The following is a 17,350-nucleotide window of genomic DNA, read 5'->3' as shown; positions in this document are numbered from 1 at the left end:
AGTGTCGGCTGCGCGCACGGCCACGACCACGACCCTGTCGGTCATCGTGCCGATGTACAACGAGGAGGAGGCCCTCCCGGCCCTGGTGGACCGGCTGCGGCCGGTCCTCGACGGCATGGGGGTCCCGTACGAGGTCGTGGCCGTCGACGACGGAAGCACCGACCGGACCGCGGAGCTCCTGGAGAAGTTCCGCACGGACTGGCCCGAGCTGCGGATCGTCCGGCTCCGGGGCAACTCCGGCCACCAGGCCGCCCTGCGCGCCGGACTGCACCGCTCCGTCGGGGCGTACGTCGCCAGCCTCGACGCCGACCTCCAGGACCCGCCGGAGAAGATCCCGGAGATGCTGGCCCTGGCCCGTACCGAGCACCTGGACATCGTCTACGGGGTCCGCTCCGACCGCAGCACCGACACCGGCTTCAAACGGCACACGGCAGGCGCCTACTACTGGCTGATGCGCCGCCTGGTCGGCAAGCAGGTGCCGGCGCAGGCCGGGGACTTCCGGCTGCTCAGCCGGGAGGCGGTGGAGGCCCTGAAGGCCATCCCCGACCAGCAGCAGGTCTACCGGCTCCTCGTCCCGTGGCTCGGCTTCCCGAGCGGCGAGGTGACGTACCGGCGCGCCGAGCGCGTCGCGGGCGAAACGAAGTACCCGCTGAGCAAGATGATCCGGCTCGCCGTGGACGGCATCACCAACTTCTCCGCCGCCCCGCTGCGGCTGGCGACGTGGCTCGGGGTGGTCAGCTTCCTGGCCTGCCTGGTGATGATCGGCGTGACGCTGGTCATCTTCGCGGCCGGCCACACCGTCCCGGGCTGGACCTCCCTCTTCGTCGCCATGCTCTTCCTCGGCGGCGTCCAGCTGATCTGCGTGGGCCTGCTCGGCGAGTACATCGGCCGCATCTACACCGCGGTCCAGCGCCGCCCGACGTACTTCGTGGGCTACGACTCCGCGGACCCGGCACCGCCCAAGCCCCCCACCGACGACGCCCCCTGACACCATCCCGACTCCCGCCGCCGCGCGGGCCGGGCTCCGCCCTACGCATGGCGGCCTGCCTCCGGAACGGGGCCCGGCCCGTCCAGCCGCCCGGTCCTGGAGCGGGGGCCCGGCCAATCCAGCCTCGCCGGCGTTTGAGGCGCGGGGTCTGGGCGGCGCCCCCGAGGCCCGGCTGGGCGGGCCTGTGCCTGGGACGGGGGTCCGGCCATTTCAGCCTCGCCGGCGTTTGAGGCGCGGGGTCTGGGGCGGCGCCCCAGAAGCCCAGCCAGCCAGGCCCGTGCCTGGAGCGGGGGTCCGCCCCTTCAGCCTCGCCCGCGTTTGAGTGGGGGTCCCCCCCGGACGAAGTCTGGGGAGGGTCCGGGCGGAGCCCGGTGCCCGGCGGAGCCGGGTTCCTTGGGGCTCCGCCCCAAACCCCGCGCCTCAAACGCCGGCGAGGCTGGACTTGCCGACCCTCGGCTTCGCAGGCCGGGGCAGGGCCGGGCTGGCCGGGCCGCGGCTGCGAAGGCCGGGGGCTGCTGGATGCCGGGCCGCGGCCCCGGCGGCGGCGGGCGGCGGCGCCCGGTCAGCGGGCGGCGGGCCGGCGGGCTCGGGCGGCGTAGGACAGGGCGCCGACGGCCAGGACGGCGGCACCCGTGGCGGCCGACGCGAGCGGCAGCGAGAGCGCCAGGGCGGCGCAGCCCGCCAGGCCGAGCGCGGCCACGAGCCGCCCCCGGACGGCGCCGTCCAGCGTCCACGCGGCGGCGTTCGCGACGGCGTAATACGCCAGCACGCCGAACGACGAGAAGCCGATCGCCCCCCGGAGGTCCACGGTCGCCGCGAGGACCGCGACCACCGCACCCACCGCCAGCTCCGCATGGTGCGGCACCCGGTGCCGCGGATGCACCGCGGCCAGCGTGCCCGGCAGATGCCCGTCCCGCGCCATGGCCAGCGTGGTCCGGGACACCCCCAGCACCAGCGCCAGCAGCGAGCCCAGCGCCGCCAGCGCCGCCCCGACCCGCACCACGGGCACCAGCCCCGGCACCCCGGCCGCCCGCACCGCATCGGCCAGCGGGGCCGCGGACCCCGCCAGCCCCGGCGAGCCGAGCACCGACAGCGCGGCCACCGCCACGGCCGCGTACACCAGCAGCGCGATCCCCAGCGCGAGCGGCACCGCCCGCGGGATGGTCCGCTCCGGGTCGCGCACCTCCTCGCCGAGGGTGGTGATCCGGGCGTACCCCGCGAACGCGAAGAACAGCAGCCCGGCGGCCTGCAGCACCCCCGCAGCACCGCCCCCGCCACCGGCACCGCCCCAGTCCCCGCCGAGCCGCCCGGCGTCGGCCGCCCCGGACGACAGGCAGGCCACCACGACCCCGCCCAGCACGCCCAGCACCGCCGCGACGATCACCCGCGCGATCCGGGCGGACTTCTGCACGCCCCCGTAGTTCGCGGCGGTCAGCGCCACCACCGCCGCGACGGCCACCGCATGCTGCTGCCCCGGCCACACGTACGCCCCGACGGTCAGCGCCATCGCCGCGCAGGACGCGGTCTTGCCGATCACGAAGCCCCAGCCGGCCAGGTACCCCCAGAACGGCCCGAGCCGCTCCCGCCCGTACACGTACGTCCCGCCGGAGGCCGGGTAGCGGGCGGCCAGCCGGGCCGAGGAGTGCGCGTTGCAGTACGCGACGCAGGCCGCCACCGCCAGGGCCGCCAGCAGCGCGCCGTCCGCCGGCCCCGCCGCGCGGGCCGCCGGGGCGAGCGCGGCGAAGATCCCGGCCCCGACCATCGCCCCGAGCCCGACGACGACCGCGTCGAAGACTCCCAGCGTGCGCTTCAGTTCACCGCTCACGTCACCACTCACGCCGCGGAGGGTAGCTGGCTCGGGTGACGCCCTAGGTGACGCCCTCCCGGCCGGGCAGCGGGGCCCGCCCCCGCTCCCACCCGTGCAGGGCCGTCAGGCAGGCGTGGTCGAGGTGGCCCATCCCGCTCAGATCCAACCGCACCGGCTGCCCCGGCGGCAGCGCCTCCAGCGCGTCCAGCAGCTTCGGCAGCCGCAGGAAGCTGGCGCTGCCCAGCACCTGGACCCGCAGTTCGCCGCCCTCCCACACCTCCTCGATCTGTACGTGCGAGGTCTCCCAGGCAGCCTTGACCACGGCCAGCCCCAGCCCGACCAGCACGCCCTCGAAGAGGTTGGTCGCCACGATCGCCCCGGCCGTCGCCACCAGCACCACCGCCTCCCCGCGGTGCGTGCGCCACAGCGCGGCCACCGCCTTGGCCGGGAGCAGCTTCCAGCCGGCGTGCAGCAGCACCCCGGCCAGGGCCGCCAGCGGCACCGCCTCCAGCACCCCGGGTACGGCCACGGCGAACAGCAGCAGCCAGCCGCCGTGCAGGATCCGCGAGGCCCGGGTCCGCGCCCCTGCCTCGACGTTGGCGGCGCTGCGTACGATCACGGCCGTCATCGGCAGCGCCCCGAGCAGCCCGCACACGGCATTGCCGATGCCCTGGGCGACCAGCTCGCGGTCGTAGCGGGTCCGCGGCCCCTCGTGCATCCGGTCCACCGCGGCGGCGCTGAACAGCGTCTCGGCGGAGGCGATCAGCGCGAGCGCGACGACGGTCCCGCACGCCCCGGCCGAGGCCAGCACCCCGAACTCCCCCCAGGCAGGCAGCCCGACCGCATCCAGCACCCCCGTCACCCGCACCCGCTCCACCGGCAGCCGCAGCACCACGCAGACGGCCGTCGCGGCAGCCACCCCCACCAGCGCCCCCGGCACGACCCGCAGCCGGGCCGGCACGCGCCGCCAGCCGACGAGCAGCACGATGGTCCCGGCGCCGAGCGCCACCGCGGTCCAGTCGGCCCGCGCGACCAGCGACGGCAGCGCGCCCAGCTTCTCCAGGGTCCCGCCGGGCGCTTCCACGCCGCCGACGGCGTACACCTGCGAGGCGATCAGTACGAGCCCGATGCCGGCCAGCATGCCGTGCACGACGGCGACGGAGATCGCCCGGAACCACCGGCCGAGCCGCAGCACCCCCATGCCCAGCTGGAGCAGCCCGGCGGCCAGGACGAGCACGCCGAGCCCGGACACGCCGTGGGCCTGCACCGCCTCGTACACGAGCACGGTCAGCCCGGCAGCCGGGCCGCTGACCTGCAGCGCACTGCCGCGGAACCATCCGGTGACGAGCCCGCCGACGACCCCGGTGACGATGCCGAGCTCGGCGGGCACCCCGGAGGCCACGGCCACGCCCACGCAGAGCGGCAGCGCGACCAGCGCGACGACGACGGAAGCCCCGAAGTCCTCGCGGATCGTGTCGGCCCCGGCCATGCGAGAACCCCCTGCCATGCGGAGCAACGAATTCCCCCCAGCGTGGCGGGCGCGCGCGGGGCAGCCCAAGTACCCACAGGAAGCCCGTCGGGCGCGCGCGCCGCACACGCCGGGCACACGAGCCCCACGCCCCCCGAAAACCACGCCGCCCCGGCGGCCACGAGGACCACCGGGGCGGCGGGGCCGCTCCGCTCCTATGCGCTGACCGGCGTCGAGGGAGCGAGGAACTCCCTTACGCCGTCGGCGAGGTGGCGCATGTCCTCGCCCGCAGCGTGCACGGTGGTGGCCTCGAAGCGCCACCCCCCGGCGGGTGCTCCGCCGTGCAGTCCCCAGGCCAGGTGCACGCGCCCGCCCGACGCGTGCGCGGCCGAGAGCGTCAGGTCTCCTTCCAGGGAGCGCCAGGTCCGCGCCCCGTCCCAGCCGCGGAAGTCCTCCGCCAGCCGGTGCAGGAAGGCGTCGAGCCCGTCGCCCGCCCACGTCCGCACGGACACCTCGACACCGCCGACCCCGGCCGCCGTCGCACGGACGGTGAAGTCGAGCGTCGGGTCGTCCGGAAACTCCGGCCAGGGCCGCGACCGCCCGCCCAGGCACAGCCGCACCGCCTCGGCTCCGCCTTCGCCGACGATGTCCACGCGGTTCAGCGGTAGTTCACGAACTGGATCGCGAAGTCCAGGTCCTTGCCCTTCAGCAGCGCCTGGACGGCCTGGAGGTCGTCGCGGCTCTTGGAGCTGACGCGCAGCTCGTCGCCCTGGACCTGGGCCTTGACGCCCTTGGGGCCCTCGTCGCGGATCATCTTGGCGACCTTCTTGGCGTTGTCCTGGGAGATGCCCTCCTGGATCGACGCGAAGATCTTGTACTCCTTGCCGGAGAGCTGCGGCTCGCCGGCGTCGAGCGCCTTGAGCGAGATGCCGCGCTTGACCAGCTTGGTCTCGAAGACGTCGAGGACGGCCTTGACCCGGTCCTCGGAGTTGGCCTCCATGAGGATCTTCTCGCCGGACCAGGAGATCGAGGCCCCGGTGCCCTTGAAGTCGTACCGCTGCGAGAGTTCCTTGGCGGCCTGGTTGAGGGCGTTGTCGACCTCCTGCCGCTCGACCTTCGAGACGATGTCGAAACTGGAGTCGGCCATGTGCTGTGGCTCCTTGAAGTCGGCTGTCGATGCCCCGGTGGGGCGCGGCCGGACCTACCCGGCCCGCTCCGCAAAGCCTAGCCACCGCGCCCGCCCGCAGCGCTGATCAATCCGGTGGCGAAGCACCCCCGAGCATCGGGTATTGTTTACGTCGTTGCCAGGGAGCGCCGCCGAAAAGCGGGTCTCGAAGGCGACATCCCATGGCGGTGTGCCCGAGTGGCCAATGGGAGCGGACTGTAAATCCGTCGGCTTAGCCTACCCAGGTTCGAATCCTGGCGCCGCCACATGGAAAGAACGGCCCCTGATCTGCGGAAACGTGGATCAGGGGCCGTTTTGTTGTGGGCGCGGGCGGGTGGGTGGGGCCACCGGTTCGGGGGGCGGCCGTTTGGTGTGGGCGGGCCGCGGTTGCCGAGGAGGAGTTCATCCGGTTCCTCGACCGGGAGATCACCCCCGCCTTCCCCGAGGAGCTGACCGTGCTCGACGGGGTCGGCCGCCGGCGTGCCGGCGGCGGGGCGATGGTCCGCGAGCAGTCGGACGAGGTCGTGCTGCTCTACCCCGAGAAGGAGGCGAGTCGCGCAGCGTCCGCATCGAGCGGATCCGCGCTGCCTACGAGGAGCAGTACGCGCAGGACTCCGTCGGGCGGTCCGCCGACAAGGTCACCGCCGATTTCTGAGCAGGGGGTCGGGTGGTCGGCTCAGTTGCCTGCCACTGCCTTGACCGCCACCGGGACCGGGGTCGAGCCGGAGACCAGTTCCAGGGTGAGGCCGGCCGTGGCCGGGGTCTCGATCAGCTCGGCCAGGACCGCGGCCACGTCGTCGCGCGGGACCGCCCCGCCGCCCGCGTGGGCCTCCAGGCGCACCAGCCCCGTGCCGGGCTCGTCCAGCAGCGAGCCCGGCCGCAGGACCGTCCACTCCAGGCCCAGCCGGGTGCGGACGTGGTCGTCGGCCTCGCCCTTGGCCCGCAGGTACGCGTCGAACACCTCGTCACCCCCGCGCTGGGCGTCCGCGCCCATCGAAGACACCATCAGGAACCGCCGTACGCGCGCCCGTTCGGCCGCATCGGCGAACAGCACCGCCGCGCCCCGGTCCACCGTGTCCTTGCGGGCGATCCCGCTGCCCGGGCCCGCCCCGGCGGCGAACACGGCAGCGTCCGCGCCCTGGAGGATGCCGGCCACGTGCTCGACCGAGGCCGACTCCAGGTCGCACAGCACCGGTTCGGCGCCCGCCTCCCGCAGGTCGTCGCCCTGCTCCCGGTTGCGGATGATGCCCGCGACCTCGTACCCGCGCGCGGCGAGCAACCGCTCCAGCCGCAGCGCGATCTGACCGTGTCCACCCGCGATGACGATGCGCATGAGGCGACCGTACGACGAGCCGGGCGCTCCCGCCCGCGCACGGCCGCGAGCCCTCAGGGACCTGGCTCCATACGGCCCTGTCGGGGCAGGTCCAGCGCGACGGCGACCGCCGAGTCGCAGTACTCCCGTACGGCGCTCGTTCGGGCCACCACCCGCCCGCGGTGGATCACGATCCGGCTGTACGCCAGCGACAGCACCCCCGCGATCCGCTCCCCGCGGACCGCGAGCAGCTCCGCCGGGAACCCGGCCTCCACCCGGACCTCCGGCAGGCCCATCGCCTCCCGGGCGGCGTCGCTGACCGCCGCGTAGGCCTCCGGTGCCCGCAGCCCGCCCTGCGAGGCCAGCAGGTAGGCCGCCTCCAGGGGGTCGCCCCGGCCTACCGGGTTCCCGGCGTCGCGCAGGGCCCCGCTGCCGGCCGCGACGCGGACCCCGGCGGCCCGCAGCAGCCGTACGGGCGCCGAGCGCAGGCTGCGCCGTTCCAGGGCCGCGCAGTCGCCCTGGGGCAGGCAGGTCACCCGTACGCCGGCCGCGGCCAGCTGGTCCGCGGCCCGGTGCGCCGCGTCCAGCGGGAGCCGCGACAGCCCGCCGCAGGGGCCGATCGTCACGCCCGGCCGCAGCCCGCCGGCCATCGCCGCGAGCCGGGCCAGCCGGCCGGGGTCGTCGCCGTCGGTGTGCAGGTCCACCGGGCAGCCGTGCTCGGCGGCGAGCTCCAGGACGGCCTCCACGAAGCCGGTGGGGTCCGGGTCCAGGTCGGGGCAGCCGCCGATGACCGCCGCGCCCATCCGGACCGCGTCCCGCAGCATCGCGAGCCCGTCCGCGCCCGCGACCCCGGTCAGCAGCCGCGGCACGGCCACCGTGGTCAGGTCGGTCAGCCCGCGCAGCGAGCGGCGGGCCTGGAGCACCGCCGCCATCGGGCCGAGGCCGTGCACGTCTCCGATCCGGACATGGCTGCGGACGGCCGTCGCGCCGTGCCCGAGCTGGAGCAGGGCCGCCTCGGTGGCCCGGCGCTGCACCTCGTCCGGGGCGTACCCGACGGGCCCCTCGCCGTCCGCGGTCAGGGCGGTGTCCCCGTGTGCGTGCGGCTCGGCGGGCGCCGGCAGCAGCAGGTAGCCGCTGAGGTCCACCCGGGCCGGCGCGCCCGGCGGCAGGCTGCCCGCGGTACCGACGGCCTGGATCCGGCCGCCGCCGAGCCGGACGTCGACCGTGCGGCCGTCCGTGAGGCGGGCCCCGGCGAGCAGCAGGGCGGTGGACTCGGCGGCGGTCGCGCCTCCGGGGCCGCCGCCGGGGCGCAGCGGGCCCTGGCCGCCGCCCTCGCCGCGGCCGCCCGGCGGGAAGGGGGACGGCTGCTGGGGCTGGCTGTCGGACATCGCGCTCCTGCGGGGGCTCGGGCGGTCCTGGGCCGAGGTGGCCGCGGCCCGCGGCCCAAGATCACGCAGCGTGTTCCGAGCCTAGGGCGCGGGCGCCGCCGCTTCGGGGAGGGGCGCAATAGTCGTACCGGTGTGGTGCGAGTCGTACCGGTGTGGTGCGAGTCGTACCGGTGCGGCGCCGCTGCGCCGAGGCGATCCCGTACGCGCCCGGGCGGGGCGGGCGCGGGGCGCCCCAGGGCGGTCGCAGCGGCTCCGTGACCGGGCCCGAGGGCGGTCGCAGAGGCTGCGCGGGCGCGGCCCGAAGGCCCTGCGGGACGGGCCCCCGCAATGGATTTGGGCGATCGGCGCGCAACCGTGTAATGTCTTCCTCGCTCGCCCCAATAGCTCAGTCGGTAGAGCGTCTCCATGGTAAGGAGAAGGTCTGCGGTTCGATTCCGCATTGGGGCTCTGGTGAGAGAGGCCCCCCACCCTCGGGTGGGGAGCCGATCATCATCAAAGCGGCGTAGCTCAGTCGGTAGAGCAAGCGGCTCATAATCGCTGTGTCACCGGTTCAAGTCCGGTCGCCGCTACCCACAGTAGCCGATTGCGGGGTCGGTCTCCCGATCGGCTACTCTTTTATGCGTTCGATCCGTCCATTAGTCCGTCAAGGAGCACTCACGTGGCTGCCACCGACGTCCGCCCGAAGATCACGCTGGCCTGCGTGGAGTGCAAGGAGCGGAACTACATCACCAAGAAGAACCGGCGTAACAACCCGGACCGCATGGAGATGAAGAAGCACTGCCCGCGCTGCAACTCGCACACCGCGCACCGCGAGACCCGCTGACACTGGCGAAGTCTCGAATATAGGCAACGTCATGAGGTCGTCCCCTTCAATGGGGGCGACCTCGTGTCGTTTCCGCGTACGCGCGATCATCTGAATCTTCGCGGTCATCAGAGTCCTCGCGATCATCCGAGTCCTCGCGCTCATTTGATCCCGGCGATCATTTCGTCTCGTCCATCTCGTTCAATCAGGAGGTAGGGAGCCATGGCGCTCGACCAGTCCTTCGTCGGGCGGAGCTACCCGCCCACCGACCCCTACGAGGTCGGCCGGGAGAAGATCCGCGAATTCGCGGTCGCGGTGGGGGACGCCAATCCCGTCTACACCGACGCCGAGGCCGCCAAGGCCGCCGGCCACCAGGACGTGATCGCCCCGCCGACCTTCGTCTTCGCGATCACCTTCGCGGCCGCGGGCCAGGTCGTCGCCGACCCGCAGCTCGGCCTGGACTACAGCCGGGTCGTCCACGGCGACCAGCGCTTCGCGTACACCCGCCCCGTCCGGGCCGGCGACCGCCTCTCGGTGACCTCCACCATCGAGGCCGTGAAGACCCTGGCCGGCAACGACATCATCGACATCCGCGGCGAGGTCCACGACGAGACCGGCGAGCACGTGGTGACGGCGTGGACGAAGCTCGTCTCCCGCGCCCCCGAGGAGGCCTGAGATGACCGCGCAGATCAAGTACGACGACGTCGAGGTCGGCACCGAGCTCCCCGCCGCGTCCTTCCCCGTGACCCGCGCCACGCTCGTGCAGTACGCGGGCGCCTCCGGCGACTTCAACCCGATCCACTGGAACGAGAAGTTCGCCAAGGAGGTCGGGCTGCCGGACGTGATCGCACACGGCATGTTCACCATGGCCCAGGCGATCCGCGTCGTCACCGACTGGGTCGGCGACCCGGGCGCGGTCGTCGACTACGGCGTGCGCTTCACCAACCCGGTCGTCGTGCCGAACGACGACAAGGGCGCCGTGATCGAGGTCACCGCCAAGGTCGCCGCCAAGCTGGACGACCGCCAGGTCCGCGTCGACCTCGTCGCCCTCGCCGGCGGCCAGAAGGTCCTCGGCCGCTCCCGGGCGGTCGTCACGCTCGCCTGAGCCGCAGCACACGTACGGTACGGTCCGTGGCCCCGCAGGGATGCGAGGGCACGGACCGTACTCTTGTCCACGTGCAGGAACTCCACCACGCCCCCCTCGCCCCCCTGACCACCTTCCGCCTCGGCGGCCCCGCCACCCGTCTGGTGACCGCGACCACCGACGCCGAGGTGGTCGAAGCCGTCCGCGCGGCCGACGACAGCGGCACCCCGCTCCTCGTCATCGGCGGCGGCAGCAACCTGGTCATCGGCGACCGCGGCTTCGACGGCACCGCCCTGCGCATCGCCACCACCGGCTTCCACCTCGACGGCACCACCCTGGAGCTCGCCGCGGGCGAGAACTGGTCCGACGCCGTCGCCCGCACCGTCGATGCCGGCCTCGCCGGCATCGAATGCCTCGCCGGTATCCCCGGCTCCGCCGGCGCCACCCCGATCCAGAACGTCGGGGCGTACGGCCAAGAGGTCTGCGACACCATCACCGAGGTCGTCGCCTACGACCGCACCCGCCGCGAGACGGTCACCCTGACCGCCGCCGAGTGCGCCTTCCGCTACCGCAACAGCCTCTTCAAGGACCAGCCCGACCGGTACGTCGTCCTGCGCGTCCGCTTCGCCCTCGAGGACGCCGGCGGGCTCTCCGCGCCGATCAAGTACCCCGAGACCGCCCGCGCCCTCGGCGTCGAGGCCGGCGACCGCGTCCCGGCCGCCACCGCCCGCGAGACCGTGCTGCGCCTGCGCGCCGGCAAGGGCATGGTCCTCGACCCCGCCGACCACGACACCTGGTCCGCCGGCTCCTTCTTCCACAACCCGATCCTCACCGACGAGGCGTACGCGGCCTTCCTCGCCCGCGTCCAGGACCGCCTCGGCGCGGAGGTCACCCCGCCCGCCTACGCCGCCGGCGAGGGTCGTACGAAGACCAGCGCCGCCTGGCTGATCGACAAGGCCGGCTTCACCAAGGGCTACGGCACCGGCCCCGCCCGGATCTCCACCAAGCACACCCTCGCCCTGACCAACCGGGGCGAGGCCACCACCGAGGACCTCCTCGCCCTCGCCCGCGAGGTCGTCGCGGGCGTCCACGCCGCCTTCGGCGTCACCCTGGTCAACGAGCCGGTGACGGTCGGCGTCAGCCTCTGAGGAGCCCCGGCCGCCATGCTCTGTCCACTGCACGGGGCCGGTACGGACCCCACCCGCCTGGTGGGACGCGCCATCAGCCGCATCGTCGCGTCCTGGCACGTCTACGAGGGCGAGCGCTCCGAGGTGCCGCTCGACGTCTGGCTCATCGACAGCGAGGGCGACTCGACCCGGATCAGCACCGGGTCCGACGGCTGCCTCATCGTCGAGTCGGCCGCGCCGCACGAGCCGTACGACATGGGGGAGTGGGGCCGCATCGAGGTCGGCGAGGACCTCGGCGACCACCCCTTCCTGCGCCACCTCGGCGAGACCGTCGCCCGGGTGGCCGAGTTCGCGGCGCCCGGCACCGGGCGCACGCAGCTGGAGATCGGCTTCGGCGAGGGCGACCGGGTACGGGCCGACTGCTGGGAGGGCGACCTGCGGCTGACGCGCTGACCTGTGGCTCTGTGGCTCTGTGGCTACGTGGTGAGCCAGTGGTCGATGCCGGTCAGCAGCTTGTCCTGGACGTCCGGGGGCGCCGCCGAGCCGCGGACCGACTGGCGGGCCAGCTCGGCGAGCTCCGCGTCCGTGAACCCGTGGTGGCGGCGGGCGATCTCGTACTGGGCCGCCAGGCGCGAGCCGAACAGCAGCGGGTCGTCCGCGCCCAGCGCCATCGGCACGCCCGCCTCGAACAGGGTCCGCAGCGGGACGTCCTCGGGCCGCTCGTAGACGCCGAGCGCCACGTTGGAGGCCGGGCAGACCTCGCAGGTGACCTTCGCCTCGGCGAGGCGGCGCAGCAGCCGCGGATCCTCGGCCGCCCGCACCCCGTGCCCGATGCGGGCCGCGTGCAGATCGTCCAGGCAGTCCCGGACCGAGGCCGGGCCGGTGAGCTCGCCGCCGTGCGGGGCCGCGAGGAGGCCGCCCTCGCGGGCGATGGCGAAGGCGCGGTCGAAGTCGCGGGCCATGCCGCGGCGCTCGTCGTTGGAGAGCCCGAAGCCGACGATGCCGCGGTCGGCGTAGCGGACGGCCAGGCGGGCCAGGGTGCGGGCGTCGAGGGGGTGCTTCATGCGGTTGGCGGCGATCAGCACCCGGATGCCGAGGCCGGTGTGGCGCGAGGCCTCCTCGACCGCGTCCAGGATGATCTCGACCGCCGGGATCATGCCGCCGAGCAGCGGGGCGTACGAGGTGGGGTCGACCTGGATCTCCAGCCAGCCGCTGCCGTCACGCACGTCCTCCTCGGCCGCTTCGCGGACCAGGCGGTGGATGTCGTCGGGCTCGCGCAGGCACGAGCGGGCGGCGTCGTACAGCCGCTGGAAGCGGAACCAGCCGCGTTCGTCCGTGGCGCGGAGTTTGGGCGGCTCGCCGGCGGTCAGGGCGTCGGGCAGCCGGACGCCGTACTTGTCGGCGAGGTCGAGGAGGGTCGATGGGCGCATCGAGCCGGTGAAGTGCAGGTGGAGGTGGGCTTTCGGCAGAAGCGTGAGATCGCGTACGTGCTCCATCTGGTGATCCTGCCGTACCGCTGCGCTCGGCGGGAGGGTTTTCCCGGTCGGGTTCCGCCCGAACGCGGTACCGGGCCGGGGCCGGGGCGGGGTGGCGCGGCCGCGTGGGTGACGCCGCTGCGCGGAGCCATCACCCCACCCCGCCCCTTCCCGAAACCGGGGCTCCGCCCCAGACCCCGCGCCTCGAACGCCGGCGGGGCTGATCTTTCAGCCCCGCCGGCGTTTGAGGCGAACCGGGTCCGGGCGGAGCCCGGTTTCGGGAAGGGGCGGGGAGGGGACAGGCTCCGCGCAGCGGCAGCCCGCAGCGCAACCGGCAGCGCAACCGGCAGCGGGACCGGCCCGCAGGGGTTGCCCCCGGCGGGAACGGCGGAGCGGCGCCGCCCCGGGTGGGGTGGCGCCGCTCCGGAGGGGTGGGTCAGGCCTTGGCCTCGGCCAGGAGCTTCTGGATGCGGGACACGCCCTCGACCAGGTCCTCGTCGCCCAGGGCGTAGGACAGGCGCAGGTAGCCCGGGGTACCGAAGGCCTCGCCGGGGACGACCGCGACCTCGGCCTCGTCGAGGATCAGGGAGGCCAGCTCCGCCGAGGTCTGCGGCCGCTTGCCGCGGATCTCCTTGCCCAGGAGGGACTTGACCGAGGGGTAGGCGTAGAACGCGCCCTCCGGCGTCGGGCAGACGACACCCTCGATGTCGTTCAGCATCTTGACCATCGTCTGGCGGCGGCGGTCGAAGGCCTTGCGCATCTCCGCCACCGCGTCGAGGTTCCCGGAGACCGCCGCGATGGCGGCCACCTGGGCCACGTTCGACACGTTGGACGTGGCGTGCGACTGCAGGTTGGTCGCGGCCTTGATGACGTCCTGCGGCCCGATGACCCAGCCCACGCGCCAGCCCGTCATGGCGTACGTCTTGGCGACGCCGTTGACGATGATGCACTTGTCGCGCAGCGCCGGCACCAGCACGGGCAGCGAGGTGAACTTCGCGTCCCCGTACACCAGGTGCTCGTAGATCTCGTCGGTCAGGACCCACAGGCCGTGCTCGGCGGCCCACTCGCCGATCGCCTTCGCGTCCTCCTCGCTGTAGACCGCGCCGGTCGGGTTCGAGGGGGAGACGAACAGGACGACCTTGGTGCGCTCGGTGCGCGCGGCCTCCAGCTGCTCGACGGAGACCCGGTAGCCGGTGGTCTCGTCGGCGACGACCTCGACCGGGACGCCGCCGGCGAGGCGGATCGACTCGGGGTAGGTGGTCCAGTACGGGGCCGGGACGATGACCTCGTCACCCGGGTCCAGGATCGCGGCGAAGGCGTTGTAGATGGCCTGCTTGCCGCCGTTGGTGACCAGGACCTGCGACGCCTCGACCTCGTAGCCGGAGTCGCGCAGGGTCTTCTCGGCGATGGCCTTCTTCAGCTCGGGCAGGCCGCCGGCCGGCGTGTAGCGGTGGAACTTCGGGTCGCGGCAGGCCTCGACCGCGGCCTCGACGATGTAGTCCGGGGTCGGGAAGTCGGGCTCGCCCGCACCGAAGCCGATGACCGGGCGCCCGGCGGCCTTCAGGGCCTTGGCCTTGGCATCGACGGCGAGGGTGGCGGACTCGGAGATGGCGCCGATGCGGGCGGACACGCGGCGCTCGGAGGAAGGCGTTGCAGAGGTCATACGGCCATCGTCCCAGACGCCTCAAAGCCGCCGCACACCGTTTCAGACATCGGACGGACCACCCGTATCTGTGCTCTGTTCGACGTCAGGGCCCGGAACACGTACACTCACCTCTCGTTGGACCTCGCCGACCACTCCAGAGCGTGAGCACTCCGTGCACTCGCCCGGATGCGGTAGGTTGGGGGACGCAAAGGGTCGTAGCTCAATTGGTAGAGCACTGGTCTCCAAAACCAGCGGTTGGGGGTTCGAGTCCCTCCGGCCCTGCTCCACACTCCTTCTCGGATGTGTGCGCAGGTACGTACTTCGATGCAACGCCGTGCGGCGCAACCGGGCGCGGTCACGGCCACGACCCGGATTCAGGTGAGAGACGTGACGGACGCCCTGGGCTCCATCGACATGCCTGACGCCGAGGACGACACCCGCGAGAAGAAGGCCCGCAAGGGTGGCAAGCGCGGGAAGAAGGGTCCTCTGGGCCGGCTCGCGCTGTTCTACCGCCAGATCATCGCGGAGCTCCGCAAGGTCGTCTGGCCGACCCGCAACCAGCTCACGACGTACACCACCGTGGTGATTGTCTTCGTCGTCATCATGATCGGTCTGGTGACCGTGATTGACTATGGGTTCCAGGAAGCCATCAAGTTCGTCTTCGGCTGATCCTCGCGGAGGGCGGCGCCTTGATGGGTGCCGCCCGTTTTCGCATGTTCCACCACCTTTTGTATCCAGGAAGAAGCAGCCACCGTGTCTGACCCGAACCTGAACGCGAGCCACGACTCCGTCGAGTCCGTCGAGGACGAGCTCGACATCGTCGAGGCGGCAGACGCTGTGGACCCCGACGAGGCGGAGCTCGCCGACGCCGAGGCCGGTGTCGCCGCCGAGGAGACCGCGCTGCACCTCGACGACGAGGCCGACGAGGTCGAAGAGGCCGACGAGGACGAGGCCGACGAGGACGAGGCCCCGGTCGCCGACACCGCCGAGGAGGAGGCCGAGGAGGCCGCCGCCGAGGAGGAGGCCGAGCCGGTCGACCCGATCCAGGCCCTGCGCGACGAGCTGCGCCTGCTGCCCGGCGAGTGGTACGTCATCCACACCTACGCGGGCTACGAGAAGCGCGTGAAGGCCAACCTGGAGCAGCGTGCCGTCTCGCTGAACGTCGAGGAGTTCATCTACCAGGCCGAGGTGCCCGAGGAAGAGATCGTCCAGATCAAGAACGGCGAGCGCAAGAACGTCCGGCAGAACAAGCTGCCCGGCTACGTTCTCGTCCGCATGGATCTGACGAACGAGTCCTGGGGCGTCGTCCGCAACACCCCGGGCGTCACCGGCTTCGTCGGCAACGCCTACGACCCGTACCCGCTGACCCTGGACGAGATCGTCAAGATGCTCGCCCCGGAGGCGCAGGAGAAGGCCGCCAAGCAGGCTGCCGAGGAGGCCGGCCTCCCGGCGCCCGCCGTCAAGCGCACCATCGAGGTCCTGGACTTCGAGGTGGGCGACTCGGTCACCGTCACCGACGGCCCGTTCGCGACGCTGCAGGCGACCATCAACGAGATCAACCCGGACTCGAAGAAGGTCAAGGGCCTCGTCGAGATCTTCGGCCGCGAGACCCCGGTCGAGCTGAGCTTCGACCAGATCCAGAAGAACTGATCTTCTGAACCGCAGCTTCCGGACAGGTCAGACCGCCCCGCAAAGGGCCGTCTGACCTGCTCGGTTTTAAGCCCCGCTCCGATACCCGTTATCGTGGTGCGGTATGCCTCCATCCGGATGACCGGATCGGCGGCGAAAAACTCTCACTAGGACCCGGAGAGAGCAATGCCTCCCAAGAAGAAGAAGATCACGGGGCTTATCAAGCTCCAGATCAACGCCGGTGCGGCCAACCCGGCCCCGCCGGTCGGCCCCGCGCTGGGTCAGCACGGCGTCAACATCATGGAGTTCTGCAAGGCCTACAACGCCGCGACCGAGTCGCAGCGTGGCATGGTCGTGCCGGTGGAGATCACGGTCTACGAGGACCGTTCCTTCACCTTCGTCACCAAGACCCCGCCGGCCGCGCGCCTCATCCTGAAGCACGCGGGCGTGGAGAAGGGCTCTGGCACGCCGCACAAGGACAAGGTCGCCAAGCTGACGGCTGCCCAGGTCCGCGAGATCGCCGAGCTGAAGATGCCCGACCTGAACGCCAACGACATCGACGCCGCCATGAAGATCATCTCTGGCACCGCGCGCTCGATGGGCGTCACCGTCGAAGGCTGAAGCAGCCAACCCCTTGCAACACCAGTGGTAGGGCCAAGCGCTGGCCCGCACCACGACTCCACGCCTGAACACGAAACACAGGAGCAGAAGTGAAGCGCAGCAAGAATCTCCGCGCTGCGGACGCCAAGGTCGACCGGGAGAAGCAGTACGCCCCGCTCGAGGCCGTCCGTCTCGCCAAGGAGACCTCCACGACCAAGTTCGACGCCACCGTCGAGGTCGCCTTCCGCCTGGGTGTCGACCCGCGCAAGGCCGACCAGATGGTCCGCGGCACCGTGAACCTCCCGCACGGCACCGGTAAGACCGCCCGGGTCCTGGTCTTCGCGACCGGTGACCGTGCTGCGGCCGCGGAAGCCGCCGGCGCCGACATCGTCGGCGACGACGAGCTGATCAACGAGATCGCCAAGGGCAACCGCCTGAACGAGTTCGACGCGGTTGTCGCCACCCCGGACCTCATGGGCAAGGTCGGCCGCCTCGGCCGCGTGCTCGGTCCCCGTGGCCTGATGCCGAACCCGAAGACCGGCACCGTCACCATGGACGTCGCCAAGGCTGTCACCGAGATCAAGGGTGGCAAGATCGAGTTCCGTGTCGACAAGCACTCGAACCTGCACTTCATCATCGGCAAGGTCTCCTTCTCCGATGAGCAGCTGGTCGAGAACTACGGCGCGGCCCTGGACGAGATCCTGCGTCTGAAGCCGTCCGCCGCGAAGGGCCGCTACCTGAAGAAGGCCGCCCTGACCACCACCATGGGCCCCGGCATCCAGCTGGACCCGAACCGCACCCGGAACCTCCTCGTCGAGGAAGACCCGGCCGCGGTCTGAGCCTGACGGCTCAGCTCCACC

Annotated in this window: 18 protein-coding genes, 4 tRNA genes and 1 pseudogene; 15 read left to right on the top strand and 8 right to left on the bottom strand. The window is 72.6% G+C overall.

Annotated features, from left to right (window positions below):
* The first annotated feature begins 52 nt into the window (after positions 1 to 52).
* Positions 53 to 988 (top strand): glycosyltransferase family 2 protein, encoded by a 936-nt coding sequence (locus AB0F11_RS14835; RefSeq protein ID WP_362172636.1) that lies wholly within the window; start codon positions 53 to 55, stop codon positions 986 to 988.
* Positions 989 to 1,550: 562 nt separating this feature from the next.
* On the opposite strand, the gene AB0F11_RS14830 is transcribed toward AB0F11_RS14835, so the two are convergent.
* The 4 genes from AB0F11_RS14830 to AB0F11_RS14815 form a co-directional block, all read right to left on the bottom strand.
* Positions 1,551 to 2,825: an APC family permease gene (locus AB0F11_RS14830; RefSeq protein ID WP_362172531.1), complete on the bottom strand. Its 1,275-nt coding sequence runs from the start codon at positions 2,823 to 2,825 to the stop codon at positions 1,551 to 1,553.
* Between the two features lie 31 nt (positions 2,826 to 2,856).
* On the bottom strand, positions 2,857 to 4,302 hold the full coding sequence (locus tag AB0F11_RS14825) for a SulP family inorganic anion transporter (RefSeq protein WP_362172528.1): 1,446 nt from the start codon (positions 4,300 to 4,302) through the stop codon (positions 2,857 to 2,859).
* A gap of 176 nt (positions 4,303 to 4,478) precedes the next feature.
* Positions 4,479 to 4,916, bottom strand: coding sequence for a DUF6228 family protein (locus tag AB0F11_RS14820; protein ID WP_362172525.1), 438 nt, complete (start codon positions 4,914 to 4,916; stop codon positions 4,479 to 4,481).
* A gap of 5 nt (positions 4,917 to 4,921) precedes the next feature.
* Positions 4,922 to 5,410 carry a YajQ family cyclic di-GMP-binding protein gene (locus AB0F11_RS14815; RefSeq protein WP_362172522.1) on the bottom strand — a complete coding sequence of 163 codons (489 nt, stop codon included), beginning with the start codon at positions 5,408 to 5,410 and terminating at the stop codon, positions 4,922 to 4,924.
* Between the two features lie 202 nt (positions 5,411 to 5,612).
* On the opposite strand from AB0F11_RS14815, the gene AB0F11_RS14810 reads away from it, so the two are divergent.
* Together AB0F11_RS14810 and AB0F11_RS14805 are read left to right on the top strand one after the other, a co-directional pair.
* Positions 5,613 to 5,694, top strand: a tRNA-Tyr gene (locus tag AB0F11_RS14810).
* Positions 5,695 to 5,748: 54 nt separating this feature from the next.
* Positions 5,749 to 5,976 (top strand): annotated as a pseudogene (locus AB0F11_RS14805) (DUF3574 domain-containing protein); the annotation flags it as partial.
* A 128-nt stretch (positions 5,977 to 6,104) separates the two neighbouring features.
* Here the strand turns inward: AB0F11_RS14805 and AB0F11_RS14800 are convergent.
* Both AB0F11_RS14800 and AB0F11_RS14795 read right to left on the bottom strand, forming a co-directional pair.
* Entirely contained in the window at positions 6,105 to 6,761 is a 657-nt protein-coding gene (locus AB0F11_RS14800) for an SDR family oxidoreductase (RefSeq protein ID WP_362172520.1), read from the bottom strand.
* A 53-nt stretch (positions 6,762 to 6,814) separates the two neighbouring features.
* Positions 6,815 to 8,128, bottom strand: coding sequence for an amidohydrolase family protein (locus AB0F11_RS14795; protein ID WP_362172517.1), 1,314 nt, complete (start codon positions 8,126 to 8,128; stop codon positions 6,815 to 6,817).
* Positions 8,129 to 8,502: 374 nt separating this feature from the next.
* Here AB0F11_RS14795 and AB0F11_RS14790 point away from each other — a divergent pair.
* The 7 genes from AB0F11_RS14790 to AB0F11_RS14760 all read left to right on the top strand — a co-directional run bounded on the left by AB0F11_RS14790 (position 8,503) and on the right by AB0F11_RS14760 (position 11,594).
* A tRNA-Thr gene (locus AB0F11_RS14790) sits at positions 8,503 to 8,575 on the top strand.
* Positions 8,576 to 8,624: 49 nt separating this feature from the next.
* Positions 8,625 to 8,697, top strand: a tRNA-Met gene (locus tag AB0F11_RS14785).
* Between the two features lie 89 nt (positions 8,698 to 8,786).
* Complete coding sequence (gene rpmG / locus AB0F11_RS14780) at positions 8,787 to 8,951, top strand: 50S ribosomal protein L33 (RefSeq protein WP_007265873.1); 165 nt, start codon at positions 8,787 to 8,789, stop codon at positions 8,949 to 8,951.
* A 201-nt stretch (positions 8,952 to 9,152) separates the two neighbouring features.
* Positions 9,153 to 9,605, top strand: a complete 453-nt coding sequence (locus tag AB0F11_RS14775; protein WP_361919338.1) for a MaoC family dehydratase N-terminal domain-containing protein — start codon at positions 9,153 to 9,155, stop codon at positions 9,603 to 9,605.
* A 1-nt stretch (position 9,606) separates the two neighbouring features.
* Positions 9,607 to 10,035 carry a MaoC family dehydratase gene (locus tag AB0F11_RS14770; RefSeq protein ID WP_362172513.1) on the top strand — a complete coding sequence of 143 codons (429 nt, stop codon included), beginning with the start codon at positions 9,607 to 9,609 and terminating at the stop codon, positions 10,033 to 10,035.
* Between the two features lie 71 nt (positions 10,036 to 10,106).
* Entirely contained in the window at positions 10,107 to 11,162 is a 1,056-nt protein-coding gene (locus AB0F11_RS14765; protein ID WP_362172510.1) for a UDP-N-acetylmuramate dehydrogenase, read from the top strand.
* Between the two features lie 15 nt (positions 11,163 to 11,177).
* Positions 11,178 to 11,594 (top strand): hypothetical protein, encoded by a 417-nt coding sequence (locus AB0F11_RS14760; RefSeq protein ID WP_362172507.1) that lies wholly within the window; start codon positions 11,178 to 11,180, stop codon positions 11,592 to 11,594.
* Positions 11,595 to 11,617: 23 nt separating this feature from the next.
* Here AB0F11_RS14760 and AB0F11_RS14755 read toward each other — a convergent pair whose 3' ends face one another.
* On the bottom strand, positions 11,618 to 12,637 hold the full coding sequence (locus tag AB0F11_RS14755; RefSeq protein WP_362172504.1) for an adenosine deaminase: 1,020 nt from the start codon (positions 12,635 to 12,637) through the stop codon (positions 11,618 to 11,620).
* Between the two features lie 415 nt (positions 12,638 to 13,052).
* On the bottom strand, positions 13,053 to 14,279 hold the full coding sequence (locus AB0F11_RS14750; protein ID WP_362172501.1) for a pyridoxal phosphate-dependent aminotransferase: 1,227 nt from the start codon (positions 14,277 to 14,279) through the stop codon (positions 13,053 to 13,055).
* A gap of 191 nt (positions 14,280 to 14,470) precedes the next feature.
* Here AB0F11_RS14750 and AB0F11_RS14745 point away from each other — a divergent pair.
* The 5 genes from AB0F11_RS14745 (at position 14,471) to rplA (ending at position 17,329) form a co-directional block, all read left to right on the top strand.
* Positions 14,471 to 14,543, top strand: a tRNA-Trp gene (locus tag AB0F11_RS14745).
* Positions 14,544 to 14,648: 105 nt separating this feature from the next.
* Positions 14,649 to 14,930: a preprotein translocase subunit SecE gene (gene secE / locus AB0F11_RS14740; RefSeq protein ID WP_030154653.1), complete on the top strand. Its 282-nt coding sequence runs from the start codon at positions 14,649 to 14,651 to the stop codon at positions 14,928 to 14,930.
* An 84-nt stretch (positions 14,931 to 15,014) separates the two neighbouring features.
* Positions 15,015 to 15,911: a transcription termination/antitermination protein NusG gene (nusG, locus tag AB0F11_RS14735; protein WP_362172498.1), complete on the top strand. Its 897-nt coding sequence runs from the start codon at positions 15,015 to 15,017 to the stop codon at positions 15,909 to 15,911.
* A 165-nt stretch (positions 15,912 to 16,076) separates the two neighbouring features.
* Positions 16,077 to 16,511 (top strand): 50S ribosomal protein L11, encoded by a 435-nt coding sequence (gene rplK / locus AB0F11_RS14730; RefSeq protein WP_362172495.1) that lies wholly within the window; start codon positions 16,077 to 16,079, stop codon positions 16,509 to 16,511.
* Between the two features lie 89 nt (positions 16,512 to 16,600).
* On the top strand, positions 16,601 to 17,329 hold the full coding sequence (gene rplA / locus AB0F11_RS14725) for a 50S ribosomal protein L1 (protein WP_361919237.1): 729 nt from the start codon (positions 16,601 to 16,603) through the stop codon (positions 17,327 to 17,329).
* Positions 17,330 to 17,350: the final 21 nt, after the last annotated feature.

It is taken from the genome of Streptomyces sp. NPDC032472 (assembly GCF_040636955.1).
Classification (GTDB): Bacteria; Actinomycetota; Actinomycetes; order Streptomycetales; family Streptomycetaceae; genus Streptomyces.
This window is presented reverse-complemented; position numbering and strand designations above follow the sequence as displayed.

Bases quoted from the DNA above. Each gene is read 5' to 3' on its own strand.
- AB0F11_RS14835 (WP_362172636.1), top strand. From the start codon at position 53: ATGTACAACGAGGAGGAGGCCCTCCCGGCCCTGGTGGACCGGCTGCGG.
- AB0F11_RS14750 (WP_362172501.1), bottom strand. From the start codon at position 14,279: ATGACCTCTGCAACGCCTTCCTCCGAGCGCCGCGTGTCCGCCCGCATC.
- AB0F11_RS14775 (WP_361919338.1), top strand. From the start codon at position 9,153: ATGGCGCTCGACCAGTCCTTCGTCGGGCGGAGCTACCCGCCCACCGAC.
- AB0F11_RS14800 (WP_362172520.1), bottom strand. From the start codon at position 6,761: ATGCGCATCGTCATCGCGGGTGGACACGGTCAGATCGCGCTGCGGCTG.
- AB0F11_RS14770 (WP_362172513.1), top strand. From the start codon at position 9,607: ATGACCGCGCAGATCAAGTACGACGACGTCGAGGTCGGCACCGAGCTC.
- AB0F11_RS14825 (WP_362172528.1), bottom strand. From the start codon at position 4,302: ATGGCAGGGGGTTCTCGCATGGCCGGGGCCGACACGATCCGCGAGGAC.
- AB0F11_RS14795 (WP_362172517.1), bottom strand. From the start codon at position 8,128: ATGTCCGACAGCCAGCCCCAGCAGCCGTCCCCCTTCCCGCCGGGCGGC.
- rplK (WP_362172495.1), top strand. From the start codon at position 16,077: ATGCCTCCCAAGAAGAAGAAGATCACGGGGCTTATCAAGCTCCAGATC.
- AB0F11_RS14755 (WP_362172504.1), bottom strand. From the start codon at position 12,637: ATGGAGCACGTACGCGATCTCACGCTTCTGCCGAAAGCCCACCTCCAC.
- AB0F11_RS14815 (WP_362172522.1), bottom strand. From the start codon at position 5,410: ATGGCCGACTCCAGTTTCGACATCGTCTCGAAGGTCGAGCGGCAGGAG.
- AB0F11_RS14760 (WP_362172507.1), top strand. From the start codon at position 11,178: ATGCTCTGTCCACTGCACGGGGCCGGTACGGACCCCACCCGCCTGGTG.